This window comes from Pseudoxanthomonas sp. F11, from assembly GCF_037046485.1.
GTDB lineage: Bacteria > Pseudomonadota > Gammaproteobacteria > Xanthomonadales > Xanthomonadaceae > Pseudoxanthomonas_A.
The window spans coordinates 146,554-169,944 of the sequence record NZ_JBANLZ010000003.1; the positions used below are offsets into that span (position 1 = coordinate 146,554).

Annotated in this window: 23 protein-coding genes; 13 read left to right on the forward strand and 10 right to left on the reverse strand. The window is 68.2% G+C overall.

Going from position 1 to position 23,391, the window contains the following annotated elements:
• Window positions 1–47 precede the first annotated feature (47 nt).
• From fghA to arsH, 5 genes are all read right to left on the reverse strand, one after another.
• Window positions 48–884 carry an S-formylglutathione hydrolase gene (gene fghA / locus V8246_RS11200; protein ID WP_336189213.1) on the reverse strand — a complete coding sequence of 279 codons (837 nt, stop codon included), beginning with the start codon at window positions 882–884 and terminating at the stop codon, window positions 48–50.
• Window position 885: 1 nt separating this feature from the next.
• A complete protein-coding gene (locus tag V8246_RS11205) occupies window positions 886–1,230 on the reverse strand; it encodes a DUF3658 domain-containing protein (protein ID WP_336189214.1) in 345 nt (114 codons plus the stop codon).
• Window positions 1,231–1,237: 7 nt separating this feature from the next.
• Window positions 1,238–2,347, reverse strand: a complete 1,110-nt coding sequence (locus tag V8246_RS11210; protein ID WP_336189215.1) for an S-(hydroxymethyl)glutathione dehydrogenase/class III alcohol dehydrogenase — start codon at window positions 2,345–2,347, stop codon at window positions 1,238–1,240.
• Between the two features lie 101 nt (window positions 2,348–2,448).
• Window positions 2,449–2,724 (reverse strand): formaldehyde-responsive transcriptional repressor FrmR, encoded by a 276-nt coding sequence (frmR, locus tag V8246_RS11215; protein ID WP_336189216.1) that lies wholly within the window; start codon window positions 2,722–2,724, stop codon window positions 2,449–2,451.
• Between the two features lie 79 nt (window positions 2,725–2,803).
• Window positions 2,804–3,622, reverse strand: a complete 819-nt coding sequence (gene arsH, locus V8246_RS11220; RefSeq protein ID WP_336189217.1) for an arsenical resistance protein ArsH — start codon at window positions 3,620–3,622, stop codon at window positions 2,804–2,806.
• Window positions 3,623–3,663: 41 nt separating this feature from the next.
• Here arsH and V8246_RS11225 point away from each other — a divergent pair, with 41 nt between their 5' ends.
• The 6 genes from V8246_RS11225 to arsN2 all read left to right on the forward strand — a co-directional run bounded on the left by V8246_RS11225 (window position 3,664) and on the right by arsN2 (window position 8,372).
• Window positions 3,664–3,999 (forward strand): metalloregulator ArsR/SmtB family transcription factor, encoded by a 336-nt coding sequence (locus tag V8246_RS11225; RefSeq protein WP_336189218.1) that lies wholly within the window; start codon window positions 3,664–3,666, stop codon window positions 3,997–3,999.
• Window positions 4,000–4,031: 32 nt separating this feature from the next.
• Window positions 4,032–5,057 (forward strand): ACR3 family arsenite efflux transporter, encoded by a 1,026-nt coding sequence (gene arsB / locus V8246_RS11230; protein ID WP_336189508.1) that lies wholly within the window; start codon window positions 4,032–4,034, stop codon window positions 5,055–5,057.
• A gap of 42 nt (window positions 5,058–5,099) precedes the next feature.
• The gene (locus V8246_RS11235) at window positions 5,100–5,594 is read left to right on the forward strand and encodes an arsenate reductase ArsC (protein WP_336189219.1); all 495 of its coding nucleotides are present in this window, start codon (window positions 5,100–5,102) and stop codon (window positions 5,592–5,594) included.
• Between the two features lie 44 nt (window positions 5,595–5,638).
• Window positions 5,639–6,643, forward strand: a complete 1,005-nt coding sequence (locus V8246_RS11240) for an ArsJ-associated glyceraldehyde-3-phosphate dehydrogenase (protein ID WP_336189220.1) — start codon at window positions 5,639–5,641, stop codon at window positions 6,641–6,643.
• Window positions 6,644–6,647: 4 nt separating this feature from the next.
• Entirely contained in the window at window positions 6,648–7,871 is a 1,224-nt protein-coding gene (arsJ, locus tag V8246_RS11245) for an organoarsenical effux MFS transporter ArsJ (protein WP_336189221.1), read from the forward strand.
• Between the two features lie 69 nt (window positions 7,872–7,940).
• Window positions 7,941–8,372, forward strand: a complete 432-nt coding sequence (gene arsN2, locus V8246_RS11250; protein WP_336189222.1) for an arsenic resistance N-acetyltransferase ArsN2 — start codon at window positions 7,941–7,943, stop codon at window positions 8,370–8,372.
• A 25-nt stretch (window positions 8,373–8,397) separates the two neighbouring features.
• Here arsN2 and V8246_RS11255 read toward each other — a convergent pair whose 3' ends face one another.
• Both V8246_RS11255 and V8246_RS11260 read right to left on the reverse strand, forming a co-directional pair.
• Entirely contained in the window at window positions 8,398–9,729 is a 1,332-nt protein-coding gene (locus V8246_RS11255) for an amidohydrolase family protein (protein WP_336189223.1), read from the reverse strand.
• Window positions 9,730–9,785: 56 nt separating this feature from the next.
• Complete coding sequence (locus V8246_RS11260) at window positions 9,786–11,150, reverse strand: glutamate--cysteine ligase (RefSeq protein WP_336189224.1); 1,365 nt, start codon at window positions 11,148–11,150, stop codon at window positions 9,786–9,788.
• A 176-nt stretch (window positions 11,151–11,326) separates the two neighbouring features.
• On the opposite strand from V8246_RS11260, the gene V8246_RS11265 reads away from it, so the two are divergent.
• Window positions 11,327–12,043, forward strand: a complete 717-nt coding sequence (locus V8246_RS11265) for a VIT family protein (RefSeq protein ID WP_336189225.1) — start codon at window positions 11,327–11,329, stop codon at window positions 12,041–12,043.
• A 3-nt stretch (window positions 12,044–12,046) separates the two neighbouring features.
• Here the strand turns inward: V8246_RS11265 and yihA are convergent, their stop codons facing one another.
• Complete coding sequence (yihA, locus tag V8246_RS11270) at window positions 12,047–12,646, reverse strand: ribosome biogenesis GTP-binding protein YihA/YsxC (protein WP_245089814.1); 600 nt, start codon at window positions 12,644–12,646, stop codon at window positions 12,047–12,049.
• Window positions 12,647–12,775: 129 nt separating this feature from the next.
• Between yihA and V8246_RS11275 the strand changes: the two genes are divergently transcribed.
• The 4 genes from V8246_RS11275 (at window position 12,776) to V8246_RS11290 (ending at window position 16,035) form a co-directional block, all read left to right on the forward strand.
• Complete coding sequence (locus V8246_RS11275; RefSeq protein ID WP_336189226.1) at window positions 12,776–13,558, forward strand: c-type cytochrome; 783 nt, start codon at window positions 12,776–12,778, stop codon at window positions 13,556–13,558.
• A 100-nt stretch (window positions 13,559–13,658) separates the two neighbouring features.
• Complete coding sequence (locus V8246_RS11280; protein WP_336189227.1) at window positions 13,659–14,315, forward strand: thiol:disulfide interchange protein DsbA/DsbL; 657 nt, start codon at window positions 13,659–13,661, stop codon at window positions 14,313–14,315.
• Window positions 14,316–14,412: 97 nt separating this feature from the next.
• Window positions 14,413–15,237, forward strand: coding sequence for a thiol:disulfide interchange protein DsbA/DsbL (locus tag V8246_RS11285; protein ID WP_336189228.1), 825 nt, complete (start codon window positions 14,413–14,415; stop codon window positions 15,235–15,237).
• A 21-nt stretch (window positions 15,238–15,258) separates the two neighbouring features.
• A complete protein-coding gene (locus V8246_RS11290; RefSeq protein WP_336189230.1) occupies window positions 15,259–16,035 on the forward strand; it encodes an endonuclease/exonuclease/phosphatase family protein in 777 nt (258 codons plus the stop codon).
• A gap of 99 nt (window positions 16,036–16,134) precedes the next feature.
• Here the strand turns inward: V8246_RS11290 and V8246_RS11295 are convergent, their stop codons facing one another.
• Both V8246_RS11295 and V8246_RS11300 read right to left on the reverse strand, forming a co-directional pair.
• Window positions 16,135–19,026, reverse strand: a complete 2,892-nt coding sequence (locus tag V8246_RS11295; protein ID WP_336189231.1) for a TonB-dependent receptor — start codon at window positions 19,024–19,026, stop codon at window positions 16,135–16,137.
• 208 nt (window positions 19,027–19,234) lie between these two features.
• Window positions 19,235–20,017 carry a sulfite exporter TauE/SafE family protein gene (locus tag V8246_RS11300; RefSeq protein WP_336189232.1) on the reverse strand — a complete coding sequence of 261 codons (783 nt, stop codon included), beginning with the start codon at window positions 20,015–20,017 and terminating at the stop codon, window positions 19,235–19,237.
• Between the two features lie 77 nt (window positions 20,018–20,094).
• Between V8246_RS11300 and V8246_RS11305 the strand changes: the two genes are divergently transcribed.
• Together V8246_RS11305 and V8246_RS11310 are read left to right on the forward strand one after the other, a co-directional pair.
• On the forward strand, window positions 20,095–22,053 hold the full coding sequence (locus tag V8246_RS11305; RefSeq protein ID WP_336189233.1) for a transglycosylase SLT domain-containing protein: 1,959 nt from the start codon (window positions 20,095–20,097) through the stop codon (window positions 22,051–22,053).
• Between the two features lie 28 nt (window positions 22,054–22,081).
• Window positions 22,082–23,311 carry a multifunctional CCA addition/repair protein gene (locus tag V8246_RS11310; protein ID WP_336189234.1) on the forward strand — a complete coding sequence of 410 codons (1,230 nt, stop codon included), beginning with the start codon at window positions 22,082–22,084 and terminating at the stop codon, window positions 23,309–23,311.
• The last annotated feature ends 80 nt before the right edge of the window (window positions 23,312–23,391 follow it).

The window sequence follows — 23,391 nt, forward strand, 5'->3', positions numbered from 1 at the left end:
CCCACCGTCGCACACGCGGGCGGATCATCGGCAGGCGGGAGGCCGCCCTACGCCTTCAATGCCGCGGCGTGGTGCGCGATGTGGTCGCCGATGAAGCTGGCGATGAAGTAGTAGCTGTGGTCGTAGCCGGGCTGCAGGCGCAGGGTCAGCGGATGGCCGGCCGCTTCGGCGGCGGCCTGCAGTCGCTCCGGCTTCAGCTGCGTGTGCAGGAATTCGTCCGCATCGCCCTGGTCGACCAGTAGCGGCAGCCGTTCCGTCGCCCGCGCGATCAGTTCGACCGCGTCGTACGACTTCCACGCCGCGCGATCCTCGCCCAGATAGGCGGCGAATGCCTTTTCGCCCCACGGCACCTGCGTCGGCGCGACGATCGGCGAGAACGCCGAAACGCTACGGTAGCGGCCGGGATTCTTCAGCGCGATGGTCAATGCGCCGTGGCCGCCCATCGAATGCCCGCTGATCGCACGCCGGTCGCTGGCCATCGGATCGGCCTCGACCCAGGCCGGCAACTCGTCGACGATGTAGTCGTACATGCGGTAGTGCGTTGCCCACGGTGCCTGCGTCGCGTTGACGTAGAAGCCCGCGCCCTTGCCCAAGTCGTAGCCCTCGGCGTCGGCCACGCCCTCGCCGCGCGGACTGGTGTCCGGTGCGACGAGGATGATCCCGTGTTCGGCCGCGTAGCGTTGCGCCCCGGCCTTGGTGATGAAGTTCTGTTCGGTGCAGGTCAGGCCGCTGAGCCAGTACAGCACCGGGCACGGTCCCTGTTCGACCTGCGGCGGGAGGTAGACGCCCACCGTCATGTCGCAGCCGAGCACCTCGGAGCGATGGCGGTAGACGTCCTGCCAGCCGCCGAAGCAGGCACGGTGTTCGATGCGCTCGGTCGTCATGTCAGGCGACTCCCGTTGCGGGCGCCAGACGGATCTCGAAGGTCTTCAATGCACGCGCATCGCCTTTCGTCTCGATGCGCGATGCCTCGGCAAGCAGCCGGATCCGGGACGCGTAGAACATCTCCGGCAGATCCTCGTATTCGTCCGGGGCGGCAATCATGACGCCTGCGGTGATGAAACCCGCCTTCTTCCACTCCCGACCCAACGAAGACAGGATCGCCTGATCGATCTTCTGCAGGTCGTGTTCACCCAGTCGCGCAATCGCATCGCGGGCTTCCTGGTCGAGCGCGCCGCCCTCCATCGCTGCATCAGGCGTCGCGTCAAAGGGGGACTTTTCAAGGGACATTGTCATCTCAGTAATGCACCACCGACCGGATCGATTTGCCCTCGTGCATCAGGTCGAACGCTTCGTTGATCTCGTCCAGCGGCATGGTGTGGGTGACGAACGGCGCGAGTTCGATCTCGCCATTCATCGCGTCCTCGACCATGCCGGGCAGCTGCGAACGGCCTTTCACGCCGCCGAACGCCGTGCCCATCCACTTGCGGCCCGTCACCAGCTGGAAGGGACGCGTGCTGATCTCCTGCCCCGCCCCTGCCACGCCGATGATGACGCTCTGGCCCCAGCCACGATGCGCGCACTCCAGGGCGGCGCGCATGACGTCGACGTTGCCGATGCATTCGAAGGAGTGGTCCACGCCCCAACCCGTCATCTCCACGATCACCTGCTGGATGGGCTTGTCGTAGTCCTTGGGGTTGACGCAGTCGGTGGCGCCGAACTGCCGCGCCATCTCGAACTTGGACGGATTGGTGTCGATGGCGATGATGCGGCCGGCCTTCGCCTGGCGCGCGCCCTGGATCACGGCCAGGCCGATGCCGCCCAGGCCGAATACCGCGATCGAATCACCTGCCTGCACCTTGGCGGTGTTGTGCACGGCACCGATGCCGGTGGTGACGCCGCAACCCAGCAGGCAGACGTGTTCCGGATTCGCCTCGGGGTTGATCTTCGCCAGCGAGACCTCGGCGACCACCGTGTATTCGCTGAAGGTCGAGCAGCCCATGTAGTGGTACAGCGGCTGGCCTTCATAGGAGAAGCGCGAGGTCCCGTCGGGCATCACGCCCTTGCCCTGGGTGGCGCGCACCGCCGTGCACAGGTTGGTCTTGCCGCTCGTGCAGAACAGGCATTCGCCACATTCGGCGGTATACAGCGGAATCACGTGGTCGCCCGGCTTCACGCTGGTGACGCCTTCGCCCACCTCGACCACGATGCCTGCGCCTTCATGACCCAGCACGACCGGGAACAGGCCTTCCGGATCGTCGCCCGACAGCGTGAACGCATCGGTGTGGCAGACGCCGGTGTGGGTGATCTTCACCAGCACCTCGCCCTTCTGCGGCGGGGCGACGTCGATTTCGACGATCTTCAGCGGTTCGCCAGCGGCGAAGGCGACGGCGGCACGGGATTTCATGGTCAGTCTCCTGGGGGAAGGGCGATTTTCTGTAGGAGCGGACCATGCCCGCAATGCGTTTCCCGTCCTTGGCCGAGGAGCATCGCGGGCATGGCCCGCTCCTACCTCAGATAGGAACGGACCAGCGCGACGGCGGCATCGATGCCGGCCTCGCGCTGTTCGGGTGTCGAGGCGGGATGCGCGAATTCCTCGCGCAGATGGCTTTCCAGGATTTCCGACATCAGCCCGTTCACCGCACCGCGCACGGCGGCGAGCTGCTGCAGCACGGGCGCGCAGTCGGCGCCGTCCTCCAGCGCACGCTCGAGCGCATCCAGCTGACCACGGATGCGGCGCACGCGCGTAAGCGCCTTCTTCTTGTCGGCGGGGGAATGGGGCATGTCGGCCACGCACCTAGATAGTGGGGGGGAGTATAAGTCACTCACCCCCGCACATGAAGCCCCGCCCGTCCGGCTATCGCTACGTGGTGGCGCAGCAGGCGGGACCGCAGCAGGGACTGGCCGGTACGGCGGCGGCCTCTTCCTGACGCGCTTCGGCAAGCGGGGTCGCTACAGGTGCGGTCTCTTCCGCCACGCCGGACGCGGCTGTCACGGCGCGTGCCGCCAGGTCGCCCTTGCGTTCGCTGTAGCGGCTGGTCAGGTAGTCGCTGCGGTCGCGTACCAGCAGGGTGAACTTCACCAGTTCCTCCATCACGTCCACCACGCGGTCGTAGTACGGCGAAGGCTTCATGCGGCCTGCTTCGTCGAACTCCTGCCAGGCCTTGGGCACCGACGACTGGTTGGGGATGGTGACCATGCGCATCCAGCGGCCCAGCACGCGCAACGCATTGACCACGTTGAACGACTGCGAGCCGCCGCACACCTGCATCACCGCCAGCGTGCGGCCCTGGGTGGGGCGCACGCTGCCCTCGGACAGCGGCAGCCAGTCGATCTGGTTCTTGAACACCGCCGACAGAGTGCCGTGGCGTTCCGGACTGACCCAGACCTGGCCCTCGGACCACTGCGACCACGCGCGCAACCGCTGTACCGCCGGATGGTCCGCACCCACGCTGTCCAGGATGGGCAGGTCGTGCGGATGGAACACGCGCGTCTCCGCACCGAAATGCTGCAGCAGGCGCTCGGCTTCCAGCGCCAGCTTGCGACTGAAGGACTGCGGGCGCAGCGAGCCGTACAGAATGAGGATGCGCGGCGGATGCCCCGAACCGGCGATGGCGAGCTTGTCGGCGTCCGGCATGTCGAAGGCCTCGGGCGCGAGCTGCGGCAGCAATGGAACTGTCATGTCGGCTTGTTAGGCTTTGATTGTTCGATTATTCTAGAATTATGGAAATAACAAACGCAACCGTCGCCCTGGCCGCCCTGGGCCAGACCACCCGCCTGGCCGTCTTCCGCCTGCTGGTCGAAGCCGGCCCGGCCGGCCGCATGGCAGGGGAGATCGCCGAAGCCTTGGGGCTGCCGGGCGCGACGCTGTCCTTCCACCTAAAGGAACTGGTAGCCGCCGGACTGGTGCAGAGCGAGGCGCGGGGACGCCATGTCTGTTATCGCGCGGACTTCGCGGCGATGAACGGGCTGATCGAATTCCTGACCCGTAACTGCTGCGGTGGCGACACGGCACAGTGCGCGCCTGCCGCGCCGTGCGGCCCTGAAGGTTGCGCATGACGGTAGCCGATACGCCGCCGCTGTCGCGCCGCATGGGCGGTTTCGAGCGCCACCTGACCTGGTGGGTGCTGGGCTGCATCGGCGTGGGCACGGCGCTGGGCTATCTGCTGCCGGGCGCGTTCGCCACCTTGGGAGCGGCGGAAATCGCCAAGGTGAACCTGCCGGTGGCGGTGCTGATCTGGCTGATGATCATCCCGATGCTGCTGAAGATCGACTTCCGCGCGATGGGCGACGTGAAGCGGCACTGGAAGGGCATCGGCGTCACCGTGTTCGTGAACTGGGCGATCAAGCCGTTCTCGATGGCATTGCTGGCGTGGCTGTTCGTGCGCCATGTATTTGTCGATCACCTGCCTGCAGCGCAGATCGATTCGTACGTGGCCGGGCTGATTCTTTTGGCGGCAGCGCCGTGCACCGCGATGGTGTTCGTATGGAGCCACCTGTGCGATGGCGAGCCGCGCTTCACCCTCAGCCAGGTCGCATTGAACGACGCGATCATGGTGGTGGCCTTCGCACCCATCGTCGGCCTGCTGCTGGGCATCTCGTCCATCAGCGTGCCGTGGGCGACGCTGATGCTGTCGGTGGCGCTGTACATCGTGGTGCCGGTCATCGTCGCGGCGATGCTGCGTGGCTGGATACTGCGCCGCGGCGGCGAGGTGGCGCTGCAGGCGTTGCTCAGGCGGTTGGGGCCGGTCTCGCTGGGCGCGCTGCTGCTCACGCTGGTGCTGCTGTTCGGTTTCCAGGGCCGCCAGATCGTCGACCAGCCGCTGATCATCGCGATCCTCGCGGTGCCCATCGTGATCCAGGTGTATTTCAACGCCGGCGTGTCCTACTGGCTGAACCGCAGGCTGGGCGTGGCCCATTGCGTGGCGGGCCCGTCGGCGCTGATCGGCGCCAGCAATTTCTTCGAACTCGCCGTGGCCACGGCCGTGGGCGTGTTCGGCGTGCATTCCGGCGCGGCGCTGGCCACGGTGGTCGGCGTGCTGGTGGAGGTGCCGGTCATGTTGTCCGTGGTCCGCATCGTCAATGCGTCGAAGCCCTGGTACGAACGCCGCGCCTGATTCCTTCCTCCGTACCCACTCCTTTCCCTTCAGGACTCGCCCATGGACCGCCCCTACAACCTGCTGTTCCTGTGCACCGGCAATTCCGCCCGCAGCATCCTGGCCGAGGCCATGGCCAACCACCTGGGCAAGGGCCGCTTCCATGCCTACAGCGCAGGCAGCCATCCGCGCGGACGCGTGCATCCGATCGCGCTGCAGATCCTGCAGGACGCCGGCCTGCCGACCGCGACACTACGCAGCAAACCGTGGGATGAGTTCGCGACCGCCGACGCGCCAGCGATGGACCTGATCATCACGGTCTGCGACAAGGCCGCGGGCGAAGCATGCCCCGTCTGGCCTGGCCATCCCGTCACCGCGCATTGGGGGGTCGAAGATCCCGCCGCCGTCGCCGGCTCACCGGAGCAGGTACGCCAGGCCTTCGCCCATGCGCTGCACCTGCTGCAGCACCGCATCACGTTGCTGTTGGCGCTCAAGCCCGAGGCGCTGGATCGCCTGGCGCTGGAGACGCGGGTGCGCGAGATCGGCGCCTCGTCCTGAACGCAACATCCACCCGTCATTCCTTTTCCATCAAAGAACCTTCCATGAGCATTCGCGTTGGCATCAACGGCTTCGGCCGCATGGGCCGCCTCACCCTGCGTGCGGCCTGGGACAATCCCGAACTGCAGTTCGTGCAGATCAACGACCCCGCCGGCGACGCCGCCACGCTGGCGCATCTGCTGGAGTTCGATTCGATCCACGGCCGCTGGGACCGCGGGATCACTGCCGACGGCGAGGCGCTGGTGATCGACGGCACACGCATTCCGGTGACGCGCAACAAGGACATCGCGGCGACCGACTGGTCGGGCTGCGACGTGGTGATCGAATCCTCGGGCAAGTTCCGCAAACCCGACGTGCTGCAGCCCTACCTGGACCAGGGCGTGAAGCGCGTGGTGGTGACCGCGCCGGTCAAGTCGCCCGGCGTGCTGGACGTGGTGGTGGGCGTGAACGATCACCGCTTCGATCCCGCCCAGCATCGCATCGTGTCCGCCGCCTCGTGCACGACCAACTGCTTCGCGCCGGTGGTGAAGGTGATCCACGAAGGCATCGGCATCCGCCACGGCAGCCTGACGACGATCCACAGCCTGACCAACACGCAGGTGATCGTGGATGCACCGCACAAGGACCTGCGCCGTGCGCGTGCGTGCGGCAGCAGCCTGATCCCGACCTCCACGGGCTCGGCGACCGCCATCGCCGAAATCTTCCCCGAGTTGAAGGGGCGACTGAACGGCCATGCCGTGCGTGTGCCGCTGACCAATGCCTCGCTGACCGACTGCGTGTTCGAAGTGGAGCGTGCCACCACGGTGGAGGAAGTGAACGCGCTGCTGAAGACCGCCGCCGACGGCGTGCTGGCCGGCATTCTGGGCTACGAAACGCGACCACTGGTGTCGATCGATTACCGGACCGATCCGCGATCCAGCATCGTCGACGCGCTGTCCACCCTGGTGATCAATGGCACTCAGGTGAAGCTGTACGCCTGGTACGACAACGAGTGGGGCTACGTGAACCGTACGGCCGAACTCGTGCAGCTGGTCGGCAAGGCGGACTGACGGCATGCTCGCGCGCCTGTCGGCCGATGTCCGCCAGTACCTGCTGATCACCGGCAACTACTGGGCCTTCACCCTGACCGACGGTGCGCTGCGCATGCTGGTGGTGCTGCACTTCCACCAGCTGGGCTACAGCCCGCTGCAGATCGCGATGTTGTTCCTGTTCTACGAAGTCTTCGGTGTGATCACCAACCTGGTGGGTGGATGGCTGGGCGCGAGGATCGGCCTCAACCGGACCATGAACATCGGGCTGGCGATCCAGGTCGTGGCCTTGTCGATGCTGCTGGTGCCCGCGGCCTGGCTGACGGTCCCGTGGGTCATGGGCGCGCAGGCCCTGTCCGGCATCGCCAAGGACCTCAACAAGATGAGCGCCAAGAGCAGCATCAAACTGCTGGTGCCGGGCGACAGGCAGGGCCTGCTCTACCGCTGGGTCGCTGCGCTCACGGGCTCGAAGAACGCGCTGAAGGGCGTCGGCTTCTTCCTGGGCGGCGCGCTGCTGACCACCGTGGGCTTCGCCGCCGCGGTGGCGATCATGGCCGGCGCACTGCTGCTGGTGTGGCTGCTGAGCCTGTTGCTGCTCAAGCGCGACCTGGGCAAGGCCAAGGCCAAGCCGAAATTCCGCGACATCTTCTCGAAGAGCCGCTCCATCAACCTGCTTTCAGCCGCGCGCATGTTCCTGTTCGGCGCGCGCGACGTCTGGTTCGTCGTCGCATTGCCGGTGTTCCTGGCCTCCACACTGGGCTGGGATTTCTGGCAGGTGGGCGGATTCCTGGCGGCGTGGATCATCGGCTACGGGCTGGTGCAGTCGTTCGCGCCGTCCATCACCGGGCGCATGGCGCGCAGGATTCCGGACGGCCGATCCGCCGCCCGCTGGGCGTTCGTCCTGGCGGCCGTCCCAGCGGCCATGGCCGCACTGCTCGCACAAGGCGCACAGGCGGCGGGAGTGCTCGTGGCAGGGCTCACGATCTTCGGCGTGTTCTTCGCGCTCAATTCCGCCCTGCACAGCTATCTGATCGTCAGCTACGCCGATGAGGACGGCGTGTCGCTCGATGTCGGCTTCTACTACATGGCCAACGCCATGGGCCGCCTGCTGGGCACCCTGCTGTCGGGGTGGGTTTTCCAGCGATGGGGGCTGGAGGCCTGCTTGATGATTTCCGCCGCGCTGATCATCCTCGCAGCCCTCGTGTCCTTGGCATTGCCCCGCGGCGCATCCGATATGCCGGCCACGTAACGCCGGGCCATGCCATGGCCATCGGGCTCCCCATCATCGCTCCCCCTACGAGATACAGGTCCACATCGCATGAACGCCATTCGCTCCGCCCGCGCAGAAGACATGCCCGCCATCACCGCCCTGCTTGCCGGTGCGGCATTGCCCACGACGGATCTGGGAACGTCGCAGATCGCCTTCTGGGTGGATGAGACGGCAGGCGGCATCGTGGCGGCGATCGGTTTGGAACGGCACGTCGATGCCGGCCTGCTGCGCTCGCTGGTAGTCGCGCCCGCACACCGAGGCAGCGGACGTGCGCAGAGGCTGGTCGAGGCGGTGGAAGCCGCGGCACGCAGTAGCGGGCTTCGTGAGCTGGTGTTGCTGACGCAGACGGCCGAAGCCTTCTTCGCCAAGGCCGGTTATGCCGTGATCCCACGCAGCGAAGCACCGTCCGCCCTGCAGGAAAGCGCCGAGTTCCGCGCGCTGTGTCCGGCGTCGGCCATCTGCATGCACAAGGCACTTTGAGCGCGCCGGCCCACGCGCCGCGCGTTCACTTCACCCGCTGGCCGTGCTTGACCACGATGTCGACCCGCTGCAGCAGCGCCACCTGCTTCAGCACGTCGCCCTTCACCGCGATGATATCGGCGTACTTGCCCTCGGTGACGGTGCCGTAGTCCCTGTCGGCCTTCATCGCCACGGCCGGCCAGTAGGTGGCGGCGCGGATGGCGTCGATCGCCGGTACGCCGAGCTTGTTGACCCACACGTCGAGCTCGTTCCAGGTGCTGCCGCTGTGGAACTTCATCGGGATGCCGGAATCGGTGCCGATCAGCAGCAGGGCGCCGCTCTCGCGCAGCTGCTGGAACTTGCGCTGCAGGGTCGGCCAGCGCTGCGGGGTCTGCTGGAAGTAGCTGATGCGCTCCGGATGCTCCAGCGAGGCGCGGATGTCCTCGATGATCGCCGGGGTCAGACCGACGTGCCAGTCCGTGCCGTCGATGAATTCATGGTTCTTCACCGTGTACGGGAAGTTGTAGAGCCCCTCGATGGTCGGCGTCCAGAACAGCGGCCCGGCGGCCATGTTGCCGGTACGCTCGCGCAACGCGGCGATCACGTCCGGCGGATACTCGGGCGAGGCCGCGAGCCCGGTGTGTTCGAAGCAATCCACGCCGGCCTTCAGGCCGCGGCGGATCTCTTCCGGCCGGTGCGCGTGCGCAACGACGGGAAGGCCGTGCTTGTGGGCTTCGTCGACGATGGCCGCCAGTTCGGCGTCGCTCATGCCGTCCTGGTCGATCAGCTTCACCACGTCCACGCCGGCCTGCGCGATGCGTTTGATCTTCGCGCGCGCGTCGGCGGGCGAATCCACGCCCCAGCGGAACTGCTCGGTGCCGGGATAGGGCTTCTTCTGGATGAAGGGCCCCGACACGAACAGGGTCGGGCCGGGGATGCGGCCGCTGTTGATCGCATCGCGCACGGCGATGCTGTCCTCCAGCGGACCGCCCAGGTCGCGCGCACCGGTCACGCCGGCCAGCAGCAGTTGCCTGGCCGAGGCCGGCATGATCACGTCGCGGAACTGCGAGGGGTAGGTCTTGTCCCAGTGGTCGTAGTCGGCGTGCCCATTGATCATCAGGTGCACGTGCATGTCCCACAGGCCAGGCAGCACCGTCATGCCCTCGGTGGAGATGACCGTCGCGTCCGCCGGCACGGGCAGCGTCTTCACCGTGCCTACCGCGACGATGCGCTCGCCTTCGATCAGGATGACGCTGTCGCGGATCGGGTCGCTGAGCGTGCCGTCGACCAGCGTGCCGCCCACCATCGCCACGCGCTGCGCCTGCGCGAGCGGCACCAACGCCATGCACACCAGCACGACACCTGCCTTCCACCACATTGCCGCCCGCATCGGCCTTCCCCTGCATGGAAAGGCCCAGCCTAACCGGAGTGCGGTCAGTACGCGAATTCGCGGAAGACGCGGTCGATGTCGCCCTTCCAGGGTCCGTTGAACAGGGCCAGCTTGCGCTCGGCCGGGGTCTGGTTCGCCTCGACGATCTCCACCAGCGCATCGAGGAAGCCGGCTTCGTCCACGCCCTTGCTGTTGAGGCGTGCGCGGCGCTGCAACCCGCCGATGGCGATCTTCACCGCCTCGCGGGCGAGGTCGCGGACGGTGCCGCCGCGGAACGGCAGCTTCAATGCGTGCTTCGGCACGCCGTCGCGCAGGGCGTGGCGCTCGGCCAGCGAGAAGTCCTTGACCAGGTCCCAGGCCGCATCGAGCGCGGCATCGTCGTACAGCAGGCCCACCCAGAACGCGGGCAGGGCGCAGATGCGGTTCCAGGGGCCGCTGTCGGCGCCCCGCATTTCCAGGAACTTCTTCATCCGCACTTCCGGGAAGGCGGTGGTCATGTGGTCGGACCAGTCGCGCAGCGTGGGCAGCGCGCCCGGCAGCACGTCCAGCTCGCCCCGCAGGAACTTGCGGAACGACTTGCCGCTGGCATCGTGGTAGATGCCGTCGCGGTAGGAGAAATACATGGGCACGTCGAGCAGGTAATCGACGTAGCGCTCGTAGCCGAAGCCGTCCTCGAACACGAAGTCGAGCATGCCGGTGCGGTCGCCGTCAGTGTCGGTCCAGATGTGCGAGCGGTAGCTCTGGTAGCCGTTCGGCCTGCCCTCGGTGAAGGGCGAGTCGGCGAACAGCGCGGTCGCCACCGGCTGCAACGCCAGCGACACGCGGAACTTCTTCGCCATGTCCGCTTCGCTGGCGTAGTCCAGGTTGACCTGCACGGTGCAGGTGCGCGTCATCATGTCCAGGCCCAGCTGACCGACCTTGGGCATGTACGCCTTCATGATCTGGTAGCGGCCCTTGGGCATCCACGGCATCTCATCGCGACGCCATTTGGGCTGGAAGCCCATGCCGAGGAAACCGAGCTGCAGTTCGTCGGCGACCTGCTTCACTTCCTTCAGATGCGTACCGACTTCCACACAGGTCTGGTGGATCGTTTCCACTGCGGCGCCCGACAGTTCCAGCTGCCCGGCCGGCTCCAGGGTGACCGAGGCGCCGTCCTTCGAGAGGGCGATCACGCGCCCCTTCTCTTCAATGGCGTCCCAGCCGAAGCGGGTCAGCCCCTTCAGCAGCGCCTCGATGCCGCGGTCGCCGTCGAAGGTCGGCGGGCGCAGGTCGTCCAGGCGGAAACCGAACTTCTCGTGCTCGGTGCCGATGCGCCAGTCGGCACGCGCCTTCTCGCCGGAGGCGATGTAGTCCACCAGCTGGGCGCGGTCGGTGATGGGCGTGTCGGCGACGTGGCTGGGACTGGACAAGGGCAGGACTCGCAAGCAGAAGACGCGACGCCGGGCATGCGGGCCCCATCGCAAGGCCGGCACTATAACGTGACCGCCCGCACGCGATCGTTGCCACGGAAACGCCGCAGTATCCCATCCATGGAGACGATGACGTCCGGTCGACGCGCGGGGGCGGACCGGCGTACGCTGTCCGCATGCCACGCCATCCACGTACTCCAGCCACGCGTCACCGCGAACTGCACCGCACCGACCGCGTCGGATGGCTGCGCGCCTCCGTGCTGGGCGCCAACGACGGCATCGTCTCGGTGGCCGGCCTGGTGGTGGGCGTGGCCGCCAGCGGGGCGACGCCGTCCACCATCCTGCTGACCGGCGTCGCCGGCCTGGTCGCCGGCGCCATGTCGATGGCGGCCGGCGAATATGTCTCGGTGCAGTCACAGGCCGACGCCGAAGCCGCCGCCCTCGCTCTGGAGAAGAGCGAGCTGCGCGACATGCCGGATAGCGAACTGGCCGAGTTGACCCAGATCTACGTCGGCCGCGGACTGGAGCCCGCACTGGCGCGCCAGGTGGCCGAACAACTCACCGCACGCGATGCCCTGACCGCGCACATGCGGGACGAGCTGGGCATCACCGAGGAACTGCGTGCGCGCCCGGTGCAGGCGGCGCTGGCGTCCGCCGCCGCCTTTACCGTCGGCGCGCTGCTGCCGATCGCCACCACCGTGCTGGCGCCGGCCGGGAAGGTGGCCATGGTCACCACCGGCGCCACCTTCATCGGCTTGCTGTTGTCCGGCGGCCTGGCGGCGCGCGTGGGCGGCGCGCCGGTCCTGCGCGGCGCGTGGCGGGTCGGGTTCTGGGGGGCGATGGCGATGGGGGCGGCTGCGCTGGTGGGCCGCCTGTTCCACGTCTCGATCTAGCGCCTACAGGCCCAGCCACCCGGCCACGACGGCACGGGCCTCTTCCACGCCCTGCTTGGACTCGGCCGAAAAGGTCTGCACGCCGACGGTGTCGCCGAAGGAGGAGAACAGCTCCTTCTTCACCGCCTGCAGCGCCTGCCCCTGCTGGCCGCGCCCCAGCTTGTCGGCCTTGGTCAGCAGGGCATGGGCGGGCAGGCCGCGCTGCACGGCGTAGCCCAGCATCTGGCGGTCGTAGTCCTTCAGCGGATGGCGGATGTCCATCACCACCACCAGGCCCCGGAGCGCCTCGCGCGTGCGGAAATACTGGTCGATGAAGGCCTGCCAGTGCGCCTGCAGCTCCTGGGGCACCTTGGCGTAGCCGTAGCCGGGCAGGTCCACCAGATAGCGGTCGGGCTGGACCTGGAAGAACACCAGCTGCTGGGTGCGGCCGGGCGTCTTGGACACCCGGGCCAGACCGTTGCGGTGGGTCAGCGCATTGAGGGCGCTGGACTTGCCGGCATTGGATCGGCCGGCGAAGGCCACCTCCATGCCGCCATCGGCCGGCAGCTGCCGGGTGGTGTGCGCCGAAAGCAGGTACTGGGCGGGATTGAGCGGGTTCGACATGCCGCTAGGATCGCACGCGGCGGGCCGGATGCGCGGCTGAATTGACCGCAACGGCCGGCCGCGACGATAATTCGCGGGTTTCGCGGTGGCCTCGGGCGCCGCATCAGTCAAGGGTTTCGGAGCTTTAGCATGCGCCACGCTCGCGTTATGGGACTTGCCGGACTGGCCGTGTTGGCCGTGGGCGCAGTCGCTTTTGCACAGACCACCGTGGTCCCGGTGCCGGACAATGCGCCGGTCGAGACCGCGCCGCTCGACATCAACCTGGCCAAGACCACCTGGGGCGACGCCAAGGCCGGACAGACCAAGGCGGCCGCCTGCGCGGCCTGCCACGGCGCCGACGGCAACCCCAGCGATCCGCAGTACCCGCGCCTGGCGGGCCAGAGCGAGCGCTACATCGCCCAGCAGCTGGCGCTGTTCGCCTCCGGCGAGCGCAACACCGGCATGGCGGCGGTGATGGCGCCGTTCGCCCAGACCCTCAACGCGCAGGACATGCGCGACGTGGGCGCCTACTTCGCCACCCAGAAATCCGGTGCCGGCCTGGCCGACGACAGCCTCGTGGCGGACGGCCCGTACCAGGGCATGAAATTCTATGAAGTCGGCCAGCAGCTGTACCGCAACGGCGACGCCAAGCGCGGCGTGCCGGCCTGCATGGCCTGCCACGGCCCGACCGGCGCCGGCAACCCAGGCCCGGCCTACCCGCATATCGGCGGCCAGATGCAGGACTACACGGTCCGTCGCCTGACCGAATACAAGGCCGGCACCACCACGCTGAAGGACCCGGCGCACTTCAACATCATGGCCCAGGTGGCCGCGCCGCTGACCGAGCAGGAAATCCAGGCGCTCGCCAGCTACCTGCAGGGCCTGCACGCGCGCGCCGACGACCTGGCCGCGGCGAAGGCCGGCGGCAAGTAACCCCCGCGAACTTCCCCCGCCCCGCGCGGTCGGAAGTGCAAGCTCCTGTTCATTGCGCCGGCCCCACCATGGCCGGCGTTTCTTTTTCCTGCAATGGAGAATGCCGATGGCCTCGCGCCTGCTGCCCGTGCTGATCACCCTGCTGGCCCTGCTGCCGGCCACTGCGCTGGCCGCGGCGCCGGCGCTCGCGCCGCTGGTGGAAGGGCAGGATTACGAACTAATTCCGGAAGGCACGCCGTTCGCACCGGCCAAGGGCAAGATCGAAGTGGCCGAGGTGTTCGGCTACACCTGCATCCACTGCGCGCACTTCGAACCCACCCTCGCCGCGTGGAAGAAGACCCTGCCCCGCGACGTCCAGTTGACGCCGGTGCCCGCCGCCTTCGGCGGGTACTGGATTCCCTATGCCCGCGCCTTCTTCGCCGCGCAGCAGCTGGGCGTGCAACCGCGTACGCACCAGGCCGTGTTCGACGCCCTGCACAAGACCGGCGCCCTGCCCATCCAGAACGCCTCGCCCGAGGAGATCGCCGGCTTCTACGCCAGCCAGGGCGTGGACCGCGCCAGGTTCATGGCGGCCCTGCGCGGACCGCAGGTCGATGCGCAGCTGGCCCGGGCCCGCGACTGGGTGGCCGCCGCCGGCGTGGAAGGTACGCCCACGATCATCGTCAACGGCAAGTACCGCGTCATCGGTGGGCGTACCTACGACGACATGCTGAAGATCGCCGAGCGGCTGGTGGCCCGCGAGCGCGCCCGCAAGTGACGATCCCGTCATGGCGGCCTTCGCGGACGCCATGCAGAATGTCCCATCCCCGGCCCGGCCGGCGCCCCTCTTCTTTCGACCCGTTGGAGTACGCGCGATGAAATTCCGCCACGCCTTGATGCTGTCCCTGCTGCTGCCGGTGCTGGCCGCCTGCGGACCGAAGCCGTCCACCGACACCACGCCGACGGGCGATGCGCCGGCCGCCACGGCCCCGGCCGATACCGCCGCGCCGCCGCCGGCCGACGCCCCGGCCGCACCGGGCGATGCCGCCACGCCCTCCACCGACACCGCGCCGGATACGGCAACGGCCGCCAACACCAATCCGGTCCTGCCGCCGGAAGGTCCGGCGCCGGTCGCCGGCCGCGATTACGAGGAAATCGCCGGTGGCCAGCCCTATGCCCCGCTCAACGGCCAGGTGGAAGTGGTCGAAGTGTTCGGCTACGTGTGCCCGGCCTGCGGCGCGTTCGCCCCGCGCATGGCCGCATGGAAGGCCCGCCTGCCGGCCGACGTGCGCGTGAGCTACGTGCCAGTGGCGTTCGGCAAGGCCTGGGAACCCTACGCCAAGGCCTTCTATGCCGCCGAGGCCAAGGGCCTGGTCGACAAGACCCACGACGCCGTGTTCAACGCCATCCACCTGCAGCGCACGCTGCCTGGCGAAGGCAAGCCGCCGGCGGATCCGGCGCAGCTGGCCAAGTTCTACGCCGGCTATGGCGCCGACCCGCAGGAGTTCGTCGCCCTGATGAACAGCTTCGCGACCAACGCCAAGATGGGCCGCGGCATGCAGTTCGCGCAGCGCTCCGGGGTGACGGGCACGCCCACCCTCATCGTCAACGGCAAGTACCGGGTCACCGGCGGCAGCAGCTGGGACGACGTGCTGCGCATCACCGACCACCTGATCGCGATGGAGCGCGCCAAGCGCTGAGGCGCGGAAGCCCCCACTTCCATGACCGGATCCGCTCCTGCCGCCGCGCGCCGCCTGCGCGTGCTCAGCGCCAACATCCAGGCCGGCTCCAGCACCCGCCGCTACAGTGACTACGTGACCCGCAGCTGGTCGCACGCGCTGCCGGCGGGCAACAAGCGCGGCAGCCTGGACGCCATCGCGCAGCTGGCCGGCCAGCACGACATCGTCGGCCTGCAGGAAGCCGACCCCGGCAGCCTGCGCTCGGGCTTCACCAACCAGACCCACTATCTGGCCGAGCGCGCCGGCTTCGACTACTGGACGCACCAGCCCAACCGCAATGTCGCGCGGGTCGCGGGCAGCGCCAACGGCCTGCTCAGCCGGCTGGAACCGGTCGAGGTCACCGACCACAGCCTGCCCGGCCGCATCAGCGGCCGCGGCGTGCTGATGGCGCGCTTCGGCGAGGGCGCGGAGGGCCTGACGGTGGCGGTCGCGCATCTCTCGCTGGGCGCGAATTCGCGGCGTTCGCAGTTGGCCTTCATCGGCGAACTGCTGGCGGACCATCCCCACGCCGTGCTGATGGGCGACTTCAACTGCGTACCGGATACGCCGGAGATGGACCTGCTCTACAAGCGCACCCGGCTGCGCCCACCGGCGTTCTGCGTGCCCACGTTCCCAAGCTGGCGCCCGCAACGCGCCATCGACCACATCCTGGTCAGCGAAGGCCTGCGCGCCGACAACGCGCGCGCCATGCCCGCCGCCAATTCCGACCACCTGGCCCTGGCGATGGACATCGACGTCCCTGGCAGCGCGCTGCGCTGAAACCGTCGCGCCCCGGAAGACGTCATGCGCCCGGGCTCCGTCCGAAAGCAGGAGAGCCGCCCATAGGCGGCTCTCCTGTACGGCAACCACGGGCGATCCTCAGAACCGGTAATCCGCGCTCACATACCAGAACGCACCCGGCAGGTCGTACGTACCGGCGTCGTAGCCGTTGAGCGAGCAGGTCACGCACACCGGCGGCTCCTTGCCGAACACGTTGTTGGCGCCCAGCGACAGCTTCAGGCCGGTCAGCGCGAAGGCGTCCTTCCAGCCGAACTGCACGTCGTTGTAGGTGGTGGACCCCAGCGTGTTGACGCCCTCGTCGTTGAGGCAGCCCGGTACGGCGGAGATGACCGCGTTGCCGCAGTCTTCCTTCACCGCGCTGATGTAGCGGATGTTCCAGGTGGCATCGAAATTGCCGCGCTTCCAGCCCAGCTGCAGGTTGCCCTGCCAACGCGGGATGGCGCTGTCGGAGACTTCCCAGCCCACCTGCCGCTGCGAGCGGTTGCCGTCGATGTCCACCGCCTCGTAATTGAAGACGGTCGTGGCCTGCAGCGCCGCGGTCAACACACCCCAGCCCCAGTCCGGACTGGCCCAGTTGACCTTCACGTCCACGCCATCGGTCTCGATGGTGGCCAGATTGTCCAGGAAGTTCTCCGGCGGGTTGAGGTTGCCGCTGCTGCCGCGGGTGAACGGCGAGCACAGCGCCGGATCCTGGCCGCCGGCCGCGAGGCAGGCATTGAGCAGCGCCTGGATGTCGCGCGGGGCGATCGCATCATCGATCTTGTGGTGGTAGTAGCTCAGTTCGAAGTCCAGCTTGTCCGACCACGACAGCCCCTCCGCCCAACCCGGGCTGTACACCACGCCCACCGTATAGCTGTCGGATTTCTCGGGCGAAAGATCCGGGTTGCCGCCGGTGAAGGTGGTGATCTGCGTGTTCGCCTGCTCGAAGTTGTTCGGCACGCCCTGCGCCACGCACGCCGCCTCCAGCCCCGCCGAAACGCCGTTGGTGGTGTCCACCACCGGCGAACCGGTCGGACCGCAGGGGTCGACCAGCGTGGCGCCGAACTGGGTCAGGCCGTACAGCTCGCCCAGGTTGGGCGCGCGGAAGCCCTGCGAGTAGGTGCCGCGGAAGACCAGATCCTCGATCGGCTGGAAGCGGAAGCCCAGCTTGCCCGTGGTCTCGCTGCCGAAGGTGGAGTAATCGGAGAAGCGCACGGCGGCACTCAGGTCCAACGAGGCGAGCACGGGGAAGTTGAACTCGGTGTAGACCTCGCTGACGTCATAGTCGGCCGACACCGGCGCGGCGAAGGAGTCCTGCGACTCGCCCGTCTGGCGCAGCGGATCCGGGTTGAACTCGCCCTTGTAGCGGCGGTGCTCCACGCCGGCCGCGAACTGCGCCATGCGGTCGCCGATGCCGAACAGATCGCCGGTCAGATTGGCCGACGCGATGTCCAGCACCTGCTTGCTGCTGTCGATCTGGCGCGTGCGGATCCAGTCGATCATCGCCTGCGTCATCGGCCGGCCCTGCCCGCCGAACAGGTCCAGCGGCACGCAGCCGGGCACCGCCGCGCAGACCGTCGGATCGCCCAGCGCCAGCGCGATGTTGGCCATGTTGTAGCCGTTGAGGAACACCTGCTCGGCCTTGTTCTCGGCATGCACGTAGTTCGCATCCCAGCTGAAGCTGCGCTCGCCGAGGTTGAACAGCCCATCCAGGCCGATGTTGAAGTAGGTGGTGTCCACATCCTGGTTGAAGATGCGTGGGCCGACTTCCACCGGGCGCTTGGTGATCCAGCCGAAGTTCTGCCCGGGGATCAGGTCGATGCCGAACGGGTTGTAAGGATTCGCCGCCGAGATCGAGATGGTGTCGGCGATGCCGCCGGTGCCGGCGTACGGGCCGACGAAGATCGGCTCGGGTGCGGCCTGGTTCGCGGACTGGCGGTTGTTGTAGAGCATCTTCGCGTGCAGGCGCACGTTGTCGGTCAGGTCGAAATTGACCGAACCGAACATCGACTTGCGCTTGCTCGGCGTCAGCAGCAGGTTGTACGGCGCGAAGTTGAAGCGGTCGGCCCCAGTGAAGTCGTGGTACGTGCCCGCCGAGGGATCGGCCGGATTCCAGACCGGCGTGGTGGTGCCATCGTCCAGGGCCAGATCGTAGAAGAACTCCTCGCTGGGCGTGCAGGACCCATAGCTGCCGACCGGTCGCGCCGGATCGCAGAACGTGAAGCGGCCCTGCGGGATCGCCGAGCTGCCGGCGGCCAGACCCGCACCGGGTTCCGGCCATGCGGACTGCTCCCAGTCGCCCGCGCTGATGCGTTTCTGCTCGTAGTAGCTGGCCGAGAACACGCCGTTGAAGCGGTCGCCGCCACCGCCCAGCGTCAGCGAGGCCTCGGTGGTTTCGCCGCCACGGCTGTATTCGCCGTAATAGGTGTGGACCTCGACGCCATCGAACTTCTTGCGGGTGATGATGTTCACCACGCCGGCGATGGCGTCCGAGCCGTAGATGGCCGACGCGCCGTCTTCCAGCACTTCGATGCGGTCCACGATGGCCAGCGGGATGGTGTTGAGGTCGGCGCTGCCGCTGACGCCCGAGGCGGACGATTCGTTAACCCAGCGGATGCCGTCCACCAGCACCAGCACGCGCTGCGAGCCCAGGTGGCGCAGGTCGACCTGCGCGGAGCCGGCGCCGATGCCGCCACCATCGGAGGGATAACCGAAGTTGCCCGAGGAATTGAACTTCGCATTCAGCGCCTTGCCGCCGGCGGTGAGCTGCTGGAGGATTTCGCCGACGCTCTGCACGCCGGTCTGGGCGATCTTCTCGCGGTCCAGCACGAATACCGGCTGCGCGGTCACCGCATTGGTCTGCTTGATGCGGCTACCGGTCACCGTGACCGTATCGAGGGTGGTGGCTTCCTGCGCCACGGCCACGGCAGGAATGGCGAGGAGTACGGCAAGCTGGATGGCCGAAACCAGTTTTTTGCGGCGTGCTTTCATGGATGCTCTCTCCGGAGGGACGGGCCGCCCGGCCGATGCCGGACGTCGTGCGCCTTCGTTGTAAAGAATCCGTAAAACCGCCACAACGGAAACAAGTCACCCTTTCAAAAATGGTAACGGAGATTATCTTGGAGTAAATGCATATACCGAGAGTTTCTACACGCGGGCGTCACAAGCATTAACACGTAAATGCATGTAGATAATGCTGTCAGCCGCTGGCCAGGATGGCGATGCCCATCATCACCATGAACGCGGCGAACACCTGTTTCAGCGCCCTCCCGCCGATGCGGTGGGCCAGGCGCGTGCCGTAGGGCGCGGCCAGCACGGAGGCAATGGCCACCCCGATGGCGGCGGGCAGGTAGATGTAGCCCACGGCATGCGCCGGCAATGCGCCGGCGGGCGCATGCAGCGCATAGCCCGCCGCGCTGGCCAGGCCGATGGTCACACCGCACGCGCTGGAGGTGCCCACGGCACGCACCGGCTGCACGCCGCGCCACACCAGCAGCGGCACGGTCATGCTGCCGCCGCCTATGCCGACCACGGCCGATACCGCGCCGATGACCGAGCCGGCCGCACTGATGCCCACGCCACGAGGCGCAGGTACGCCACGTCCTTCCGGATGCGCGCGGCCACCGAACACCATCTGCGCCCCTGCGATGAAGCAGTAGCCGGCGACGATCCAGCGCAGCACCCGGTCGTCCAGCTGGACCGCCAGGCCGCTGCCCAGCCAGCCGCCCAGCAGCAGGCCCGGCACCATCCACGCCACCGTCGGCCACAGCACACTGCCGCGGCGATGGTGCGCGTACGCCGACGAGGATGCGGTCAGGATGATGCTGGCCAGCGAACTGGCCAGCGCCGCATGCATCGCGGCCTCCTTCGGAATGCCGTGCAGGGGCAGTATCCACGCCAGTGCCGCCACCAGCACCAGGCCTCCGCCGATGCCGAGCAGGCCTGCCAGGATGCCGGCCACCACGCCGAGCACGGGGAACATCCACACACCTTCCAAGCCTCACCTCGACGTCGTGTCCATCTACAGGGACGTTCAGCCGGCATGGGTATAGTCCCGGCATGGTCCGTATTCCCCTCATCGTACTCGCTGCCGCCACCGCCCTGTGCCTGTCCGTACGCGCTCACGCGCAATCGCTGGAGGCCCAGCGTCCCGCATTCCGCACCGCGCTCGCCAATGCCGAAGCGGGTCGCCTTGAACCCGCCAGCGCGGCCGCACTGGCGCGCCATCCCCTGTCCGGCTGGCTGGAGTTCGCGGCGCTGCGCCACGACCCTGACGTCGTGACGAGCGCGCAGGCGAGGGACTTCCTGCGCCGCCACGACGGCCAGGTGGTGGCCGCCCAATTCCGCACCCTGTGGCTGGCGGCGCTCGCCCGGCGCCAGGAATGGCCGACCTTCCTCGCCGCTTGGCAGCCCACCGACAGCGTGGCTCTGCAGTGCGCCCACCTGCAGGCGCGCCAGGCCACCGGACGCCTCGATGCCGCATGGACGGAACAGGCGCAGGCGATCTGGCGCAAGGGTGCCAAGTCGCTGCCCGACGGCTGCGACCCGGTGTTCAACCTGCTCGCCACCCAGGGCGGCCTTCCAGCGGCGCTGCGGTGGGAGCGCATCGAAGCCGCGGCCGCCGAGCGCCAGACCGGTGTCATGCGCAGCGCCGCACGCGGCCTGCCGACCGATGAAGCGGCGCTCGCCAACGATTACGCCGCCTTCATCGATGCCGTCCATCCGCGCGCGCTGAACTGGCCCAAGACCGACCGCAGCCGCCGCATGGCCGCCCATGGACTGGCGAAGCTGGCGCAATCCGATCCGGACACCGCCGAACGCCTGCTGCCGCAGTACGCGGATGCATTGGGCATGGGCGACACCGAGCGGGGCCAGGTGCTGTACCAGATCGCCCTGTGGACCGTCGCCTCGTACGGACCGGATTCCGCACGCCGGCTCGGCAACGTGCCCGAATCGGCCTACGACGAGCGCCTGCACGAATGGCGCGTGCGCGAGGCGATGGCGCGCGGCGACTGGCCGGCGACGCTCGCGGCGCTGCGGAAGATGCCGCCGTCGCAGCGTACGGACTCGCGCTGGCGCTACTTCGAGGCGCGCATGAGCGAGAAGACCGGCGACCGCGCCGGTGCGCAGCGCCTGTTCCGCGAGGCCGCCACCAGCCCTACCTTCCACGGCTTCCTCGCCGCCGACCGGCTGGGACAGGACTACGCGCTGTGCGCCTGGATCCCCCGCGATCCGCCCGAAGCCCGGCAGGCGGTGGCGCGCGATCCGGCCATCGTGCGCGCGATGGAACTGTGGCAGCTGGAGCGCCCGGGCTGGGCCACGGCGGAATGGAACGAAGCGCTGTCGCGCTTCAACGATACCCAGCGGCGGATCGCGGTGGAGGTGGCGCGCGACAACGGCTGGTTCGACCGCGCCGTGTTCTCGCTGGGCAGGCAGCCCGAGGAGCAGCGGCTGTACGAACTGCGCTTCCCGCTGCACCACGGCGACACCATCCGCCGCGAGGCGGCCCGGCACGCCATCGATCCGGCCTGGGTCGCCGCCGAAATCCGCGCCGAGAGCATCTTCAATCCGAAGGCCCGCTCGGGCGCGAACGCGATGGGCCTGATGCAGGTGCTGCCCGGCACGGGCGCGGGCGTGGCCAAGCGGCTGGGCATTCCCTATGCCGGCGCGTCCAGCCTGTACGACGCGGACACCAACATCGCCATCGGCACGGCCTACCTGCGCGAGATGGAGGACAAGTATGGCGTGCCCTATGTCGCCATCGCCGCCTACAACGCCGGGCCCGCACCGACGGCACGCTGGCAGTCGCAGCGCCCCGGTTTCGATCCCGACCTCTGGATCGAGACGATCAGCTACAAGGAAACGCGCGAGTACGTGGCGCGTGTGCTGGCCTTCAGCGTGATCTACGACTGGCGCCTCAACGGCAATGCATTGCCGGTGAGCGACCGGATGATGGGGCGCGTGCAGGCCAAGCGCAAAGCGTTCACTTGCCCCACCGCGCAGATGCCGAAGAGCTGAGCATGACCTGCGCCGCTATCATGGCGGCATGAAGACTTATCTCGTCGGTGGCGCGGTACGCGACCGGTTGCTGGGCCTGCCGCCCGGCGATCGCGACTGGGTGGTGGTCGGCGCCACACAGGCCGGGATGGAAGCGCGAGGCTTCAAGGCCGTGGGTCGCGACTTCCCGGTGTTCCTGCATCCCGATACCGGCGAGGAGTACGCGCTGGCGCGGACCGAGCGCAAGAGCGGACGCGGCTATCGCGGCTTCGTCGTCGATGCCGATCCTTCGGTGACGCTGGAAGAGGATCTGCAGCGGCGCGACTTCACGATCAATGCGATCGCGCAGGCCGACGACGGTACGCTCGTCGATCCGTACGGCGGTGCGCGCGACATCCAGGCTCGCGTGCTCCGTCATGTGGGCCCGGCCTTCGTCGAGGATCCCCTGCGGGTGTTGCGGGCCGCGCGCTTCATGGCGCGGTTCGCCCCGCTGGGCTTCACCCTCGCGCCGGAGACGGTGGCGCTGATGCGTGCGATGGTCGACAGCGGCGAACTGGATGCGCTGGTGCCCGAACGCGTCTGGCAGGAACTGCGGCGCGCACTGGGCTCGGCGCAACCCTCGGCCTTCGTGCGCACGTTGCGCGATTGCGGTGCGCTGGCCGTGGTGCTGCCCGAAGTGGATGCGCTGTACGGCATACCCCAGCGCGCGGAGTACCACCCGGAAATCGACACCGGCATCCACCAGGAAATGGTCTGCGACATGGCGGCGCGGCTCGCGCCGGGCGACGCGCGGATCGGCTTCGCCGCACTGGTGCACGACTTGGGCAAGGCCTTGACGCCGGTCGACGTGCTGCCGAAACACATCGGCCACGAGCATGCCGGCGTAAAGCCGGTGATCGCGCTGTGCGAGCGGCTGAAGGTCCCGGTCGATCATCGCGAGCTGGCGGTGATGGCCTGCCGGGAGCACCTCAACGTGCACCGCCTGTTCGAGCTGCGCGATGCCACCGTGGTGGAACTGCTCGCACGCTGCGATGCGTTCCGCCGGCCGGAACGCATTCCCTGGCTGGCCACGGTCTGCGAGGCCGACCAGCGCGGTCGCGGCGGCCAGGAGGAGGCCGACTATCCCCAGGGGCGCGCCCTGGTCGACCTGCACCGCGCCGCGCTGCAGGTCAGCGCGCGCGATGTGGTGCGGGAGGGCATGACGGGGGTGCAGATCGGTGAGGCGCTGCAGGCCGCGCGGGTGGCCGCCGTCCGGGAGCGACGACGGGCGGACAGCTGACGGACGGTCGCGATTTCGGCTCACCTTCGACGCGCGCCGAAGGTATGGTGGCGACGTGGCCGAGGGCCGCACCCCGCTAC

What these genes read in the sequence shown, in the direction of transcription:
- V8246_RS11240 (WP_336189220.1), top strand. Translation starts at nt 5,639, where the DNA reads ATGAGCATTCGCGTTGGCATCAACGGCTTCGGCCGCATGGGCCGCCTC.
- V8246_RS11210 (WP_336189215.1), bottom strand. Translation starts at nt 2,347, where the DNA reads ATGAAATCCCGTGCCGCCGTCGCCTTCGCCGCTGGCGAACCGCTGAAG.
- arsH (WP_336189217.1), bottom strand. Translation starts at nt 3,622, where the DNA reads ATGACAGTTCCATTGCTGCCGCAGCTCGCGCCCGAGGCCTTCGACATG.
- yihA (WP_245089814.1), bottom strand. Translation starts at nt 12,646, where the DNA reads ATGTCGAACCCGCTCAATCCCGCCCAGTACCTGCTTTCGGCGCACACC.
- V8246_RS11290 (WP_336189230.1), top strand. Translation starts at nt 15,259, where the DNA reads ATGACCGGATCCGCTCCTGCCGCCGCGCGCCGCCTGCGCGTGCTCAGC.
- V8246_RS11280 (WP_336189227.1), top strand. Translation starts at nt 13,659, where the DNA reads ATGCCGATGGCCTCGCGCCTGCTGCCCGTGCTGATCACCCTGCTGGCC.
- V8246_RS11310 (WP_336189234.1), top strand. Translation starts at nt 22,082, where the DNA reads ATGAAGACTTATCTCGTCGGTGGCGCGGTACGCGACCGGTTGCTGGGC.
- V8246_RS11295 (WP_336189231.1), bottom strand. Translation starts at nt 19,026, where the DNA reads ATGAAAGCACGCCGCAAAAAACTGGTTTCGGCCATCCAGCTTGCCGTA.
- V8246_RS11225 (WP_336189218.1), top strand. Translation starts at nt 3,664, where the DNA reads ATGGAAATAACAAACGCAACCGTCGCCCTGGCCGCCCTGGGCCAGACC.
- V8246_RS11205 (WP_336189214.1), bottom strand. Translation starts at nt 1,230, where the DNA reads ATGTCCCTTGAAAAGTCCCCCTTTGACGCGACGCCTGATGCAGCGATG.
- V8246_RS11275 (WP_336189226.1), top strand. Translation starts at nt 12,776, where the DNA reads ATGCGCCACGCTCGCGTTATGGGACTTGCCGGACTGGCCGTGTTGGCC.
- V8246_RS11255 (WP_336189223.1), bottom strand. Translation starts at nt 9,729, where the DNA reads ATGTGGTGGAAGGCAGGTGTCGTGCTGGTGTGCATGGCGTTGGTGCCG.
- V8246_RS11265 (WP_336189225.1), top strand. Translation starts at nt 11,327, where the DNA reads ATGCCACGCCATCCACGTACTCCAGCCACGCGTCACCGCGAACTGCAC.
- V8246_RS11300 (WP_336189232.1), bottom strand. Translation starts at nt 20,017, where the DNA reads ATGTTCCCCGTGCTCGGCGTGGTGGCCGGCATCCTGGCAGGCCTGCTC.
- arsJ (WP_336189221.1), top strand. Translation starts at nt 6,648, where the DNA reads ATGCTCGCGCGCCTGTCGGCCGATGTCCGCCAGTACCTGCTGATCACC.
- arsN2 (WP_336189222.1), top strand. Translation starts at nt 7,941, where the DNA reads ATGAACGCCATTCGCTCCGCCCGCGCAGAAGACATGCCCGCCATCACC.
- V8246_RS11305 (WP_336189233.1), top strand. Translation starts at nt 20,095, where the DNA reads ATGGTCCGTATTCCCCTCATCGTACTCGCTGCCGCCACCGCCCTGTGC.
- arsB (WP_336189508.1), top strand. Translation starts at nt 4,032, where the DNA reads ATGGGCGGTTTCGAGCGCCACCTGACCTGGTGGGTGCTGGGCTGCATC.
- V8246_RS11285 (WP_336189228.1), top strand. Translation starts at nt 14,413, where the DNA reads ATGAAATTCCGCCACGCCTTGATGCTGTCCCTGCTGCTGCCGGTGCTG.
- fghA (WP_336189213.1), bottom strand. Translation starts at nt 884, where the DNA reads ATGACGACCGAGCGCATCGAACACCGTGCCTGCTTCGGCGGCTGGCAG.
- frmR (WP_336189216.1), bottom strand. Translation starts at nt 2,724, where the DNA reads ATGCCCCATTCCCCCGCCGACAAGAAGAAGGCGCTTACGCGCGTGCGC.
- V8246_RS11235 (WP_336189219.1), top strand. Translation starts at nt 5,100, where the DNA reads ATGGACCGCCCCTACAACCTGCTGTTCCTGTGCACCGGCAATTCCGCC.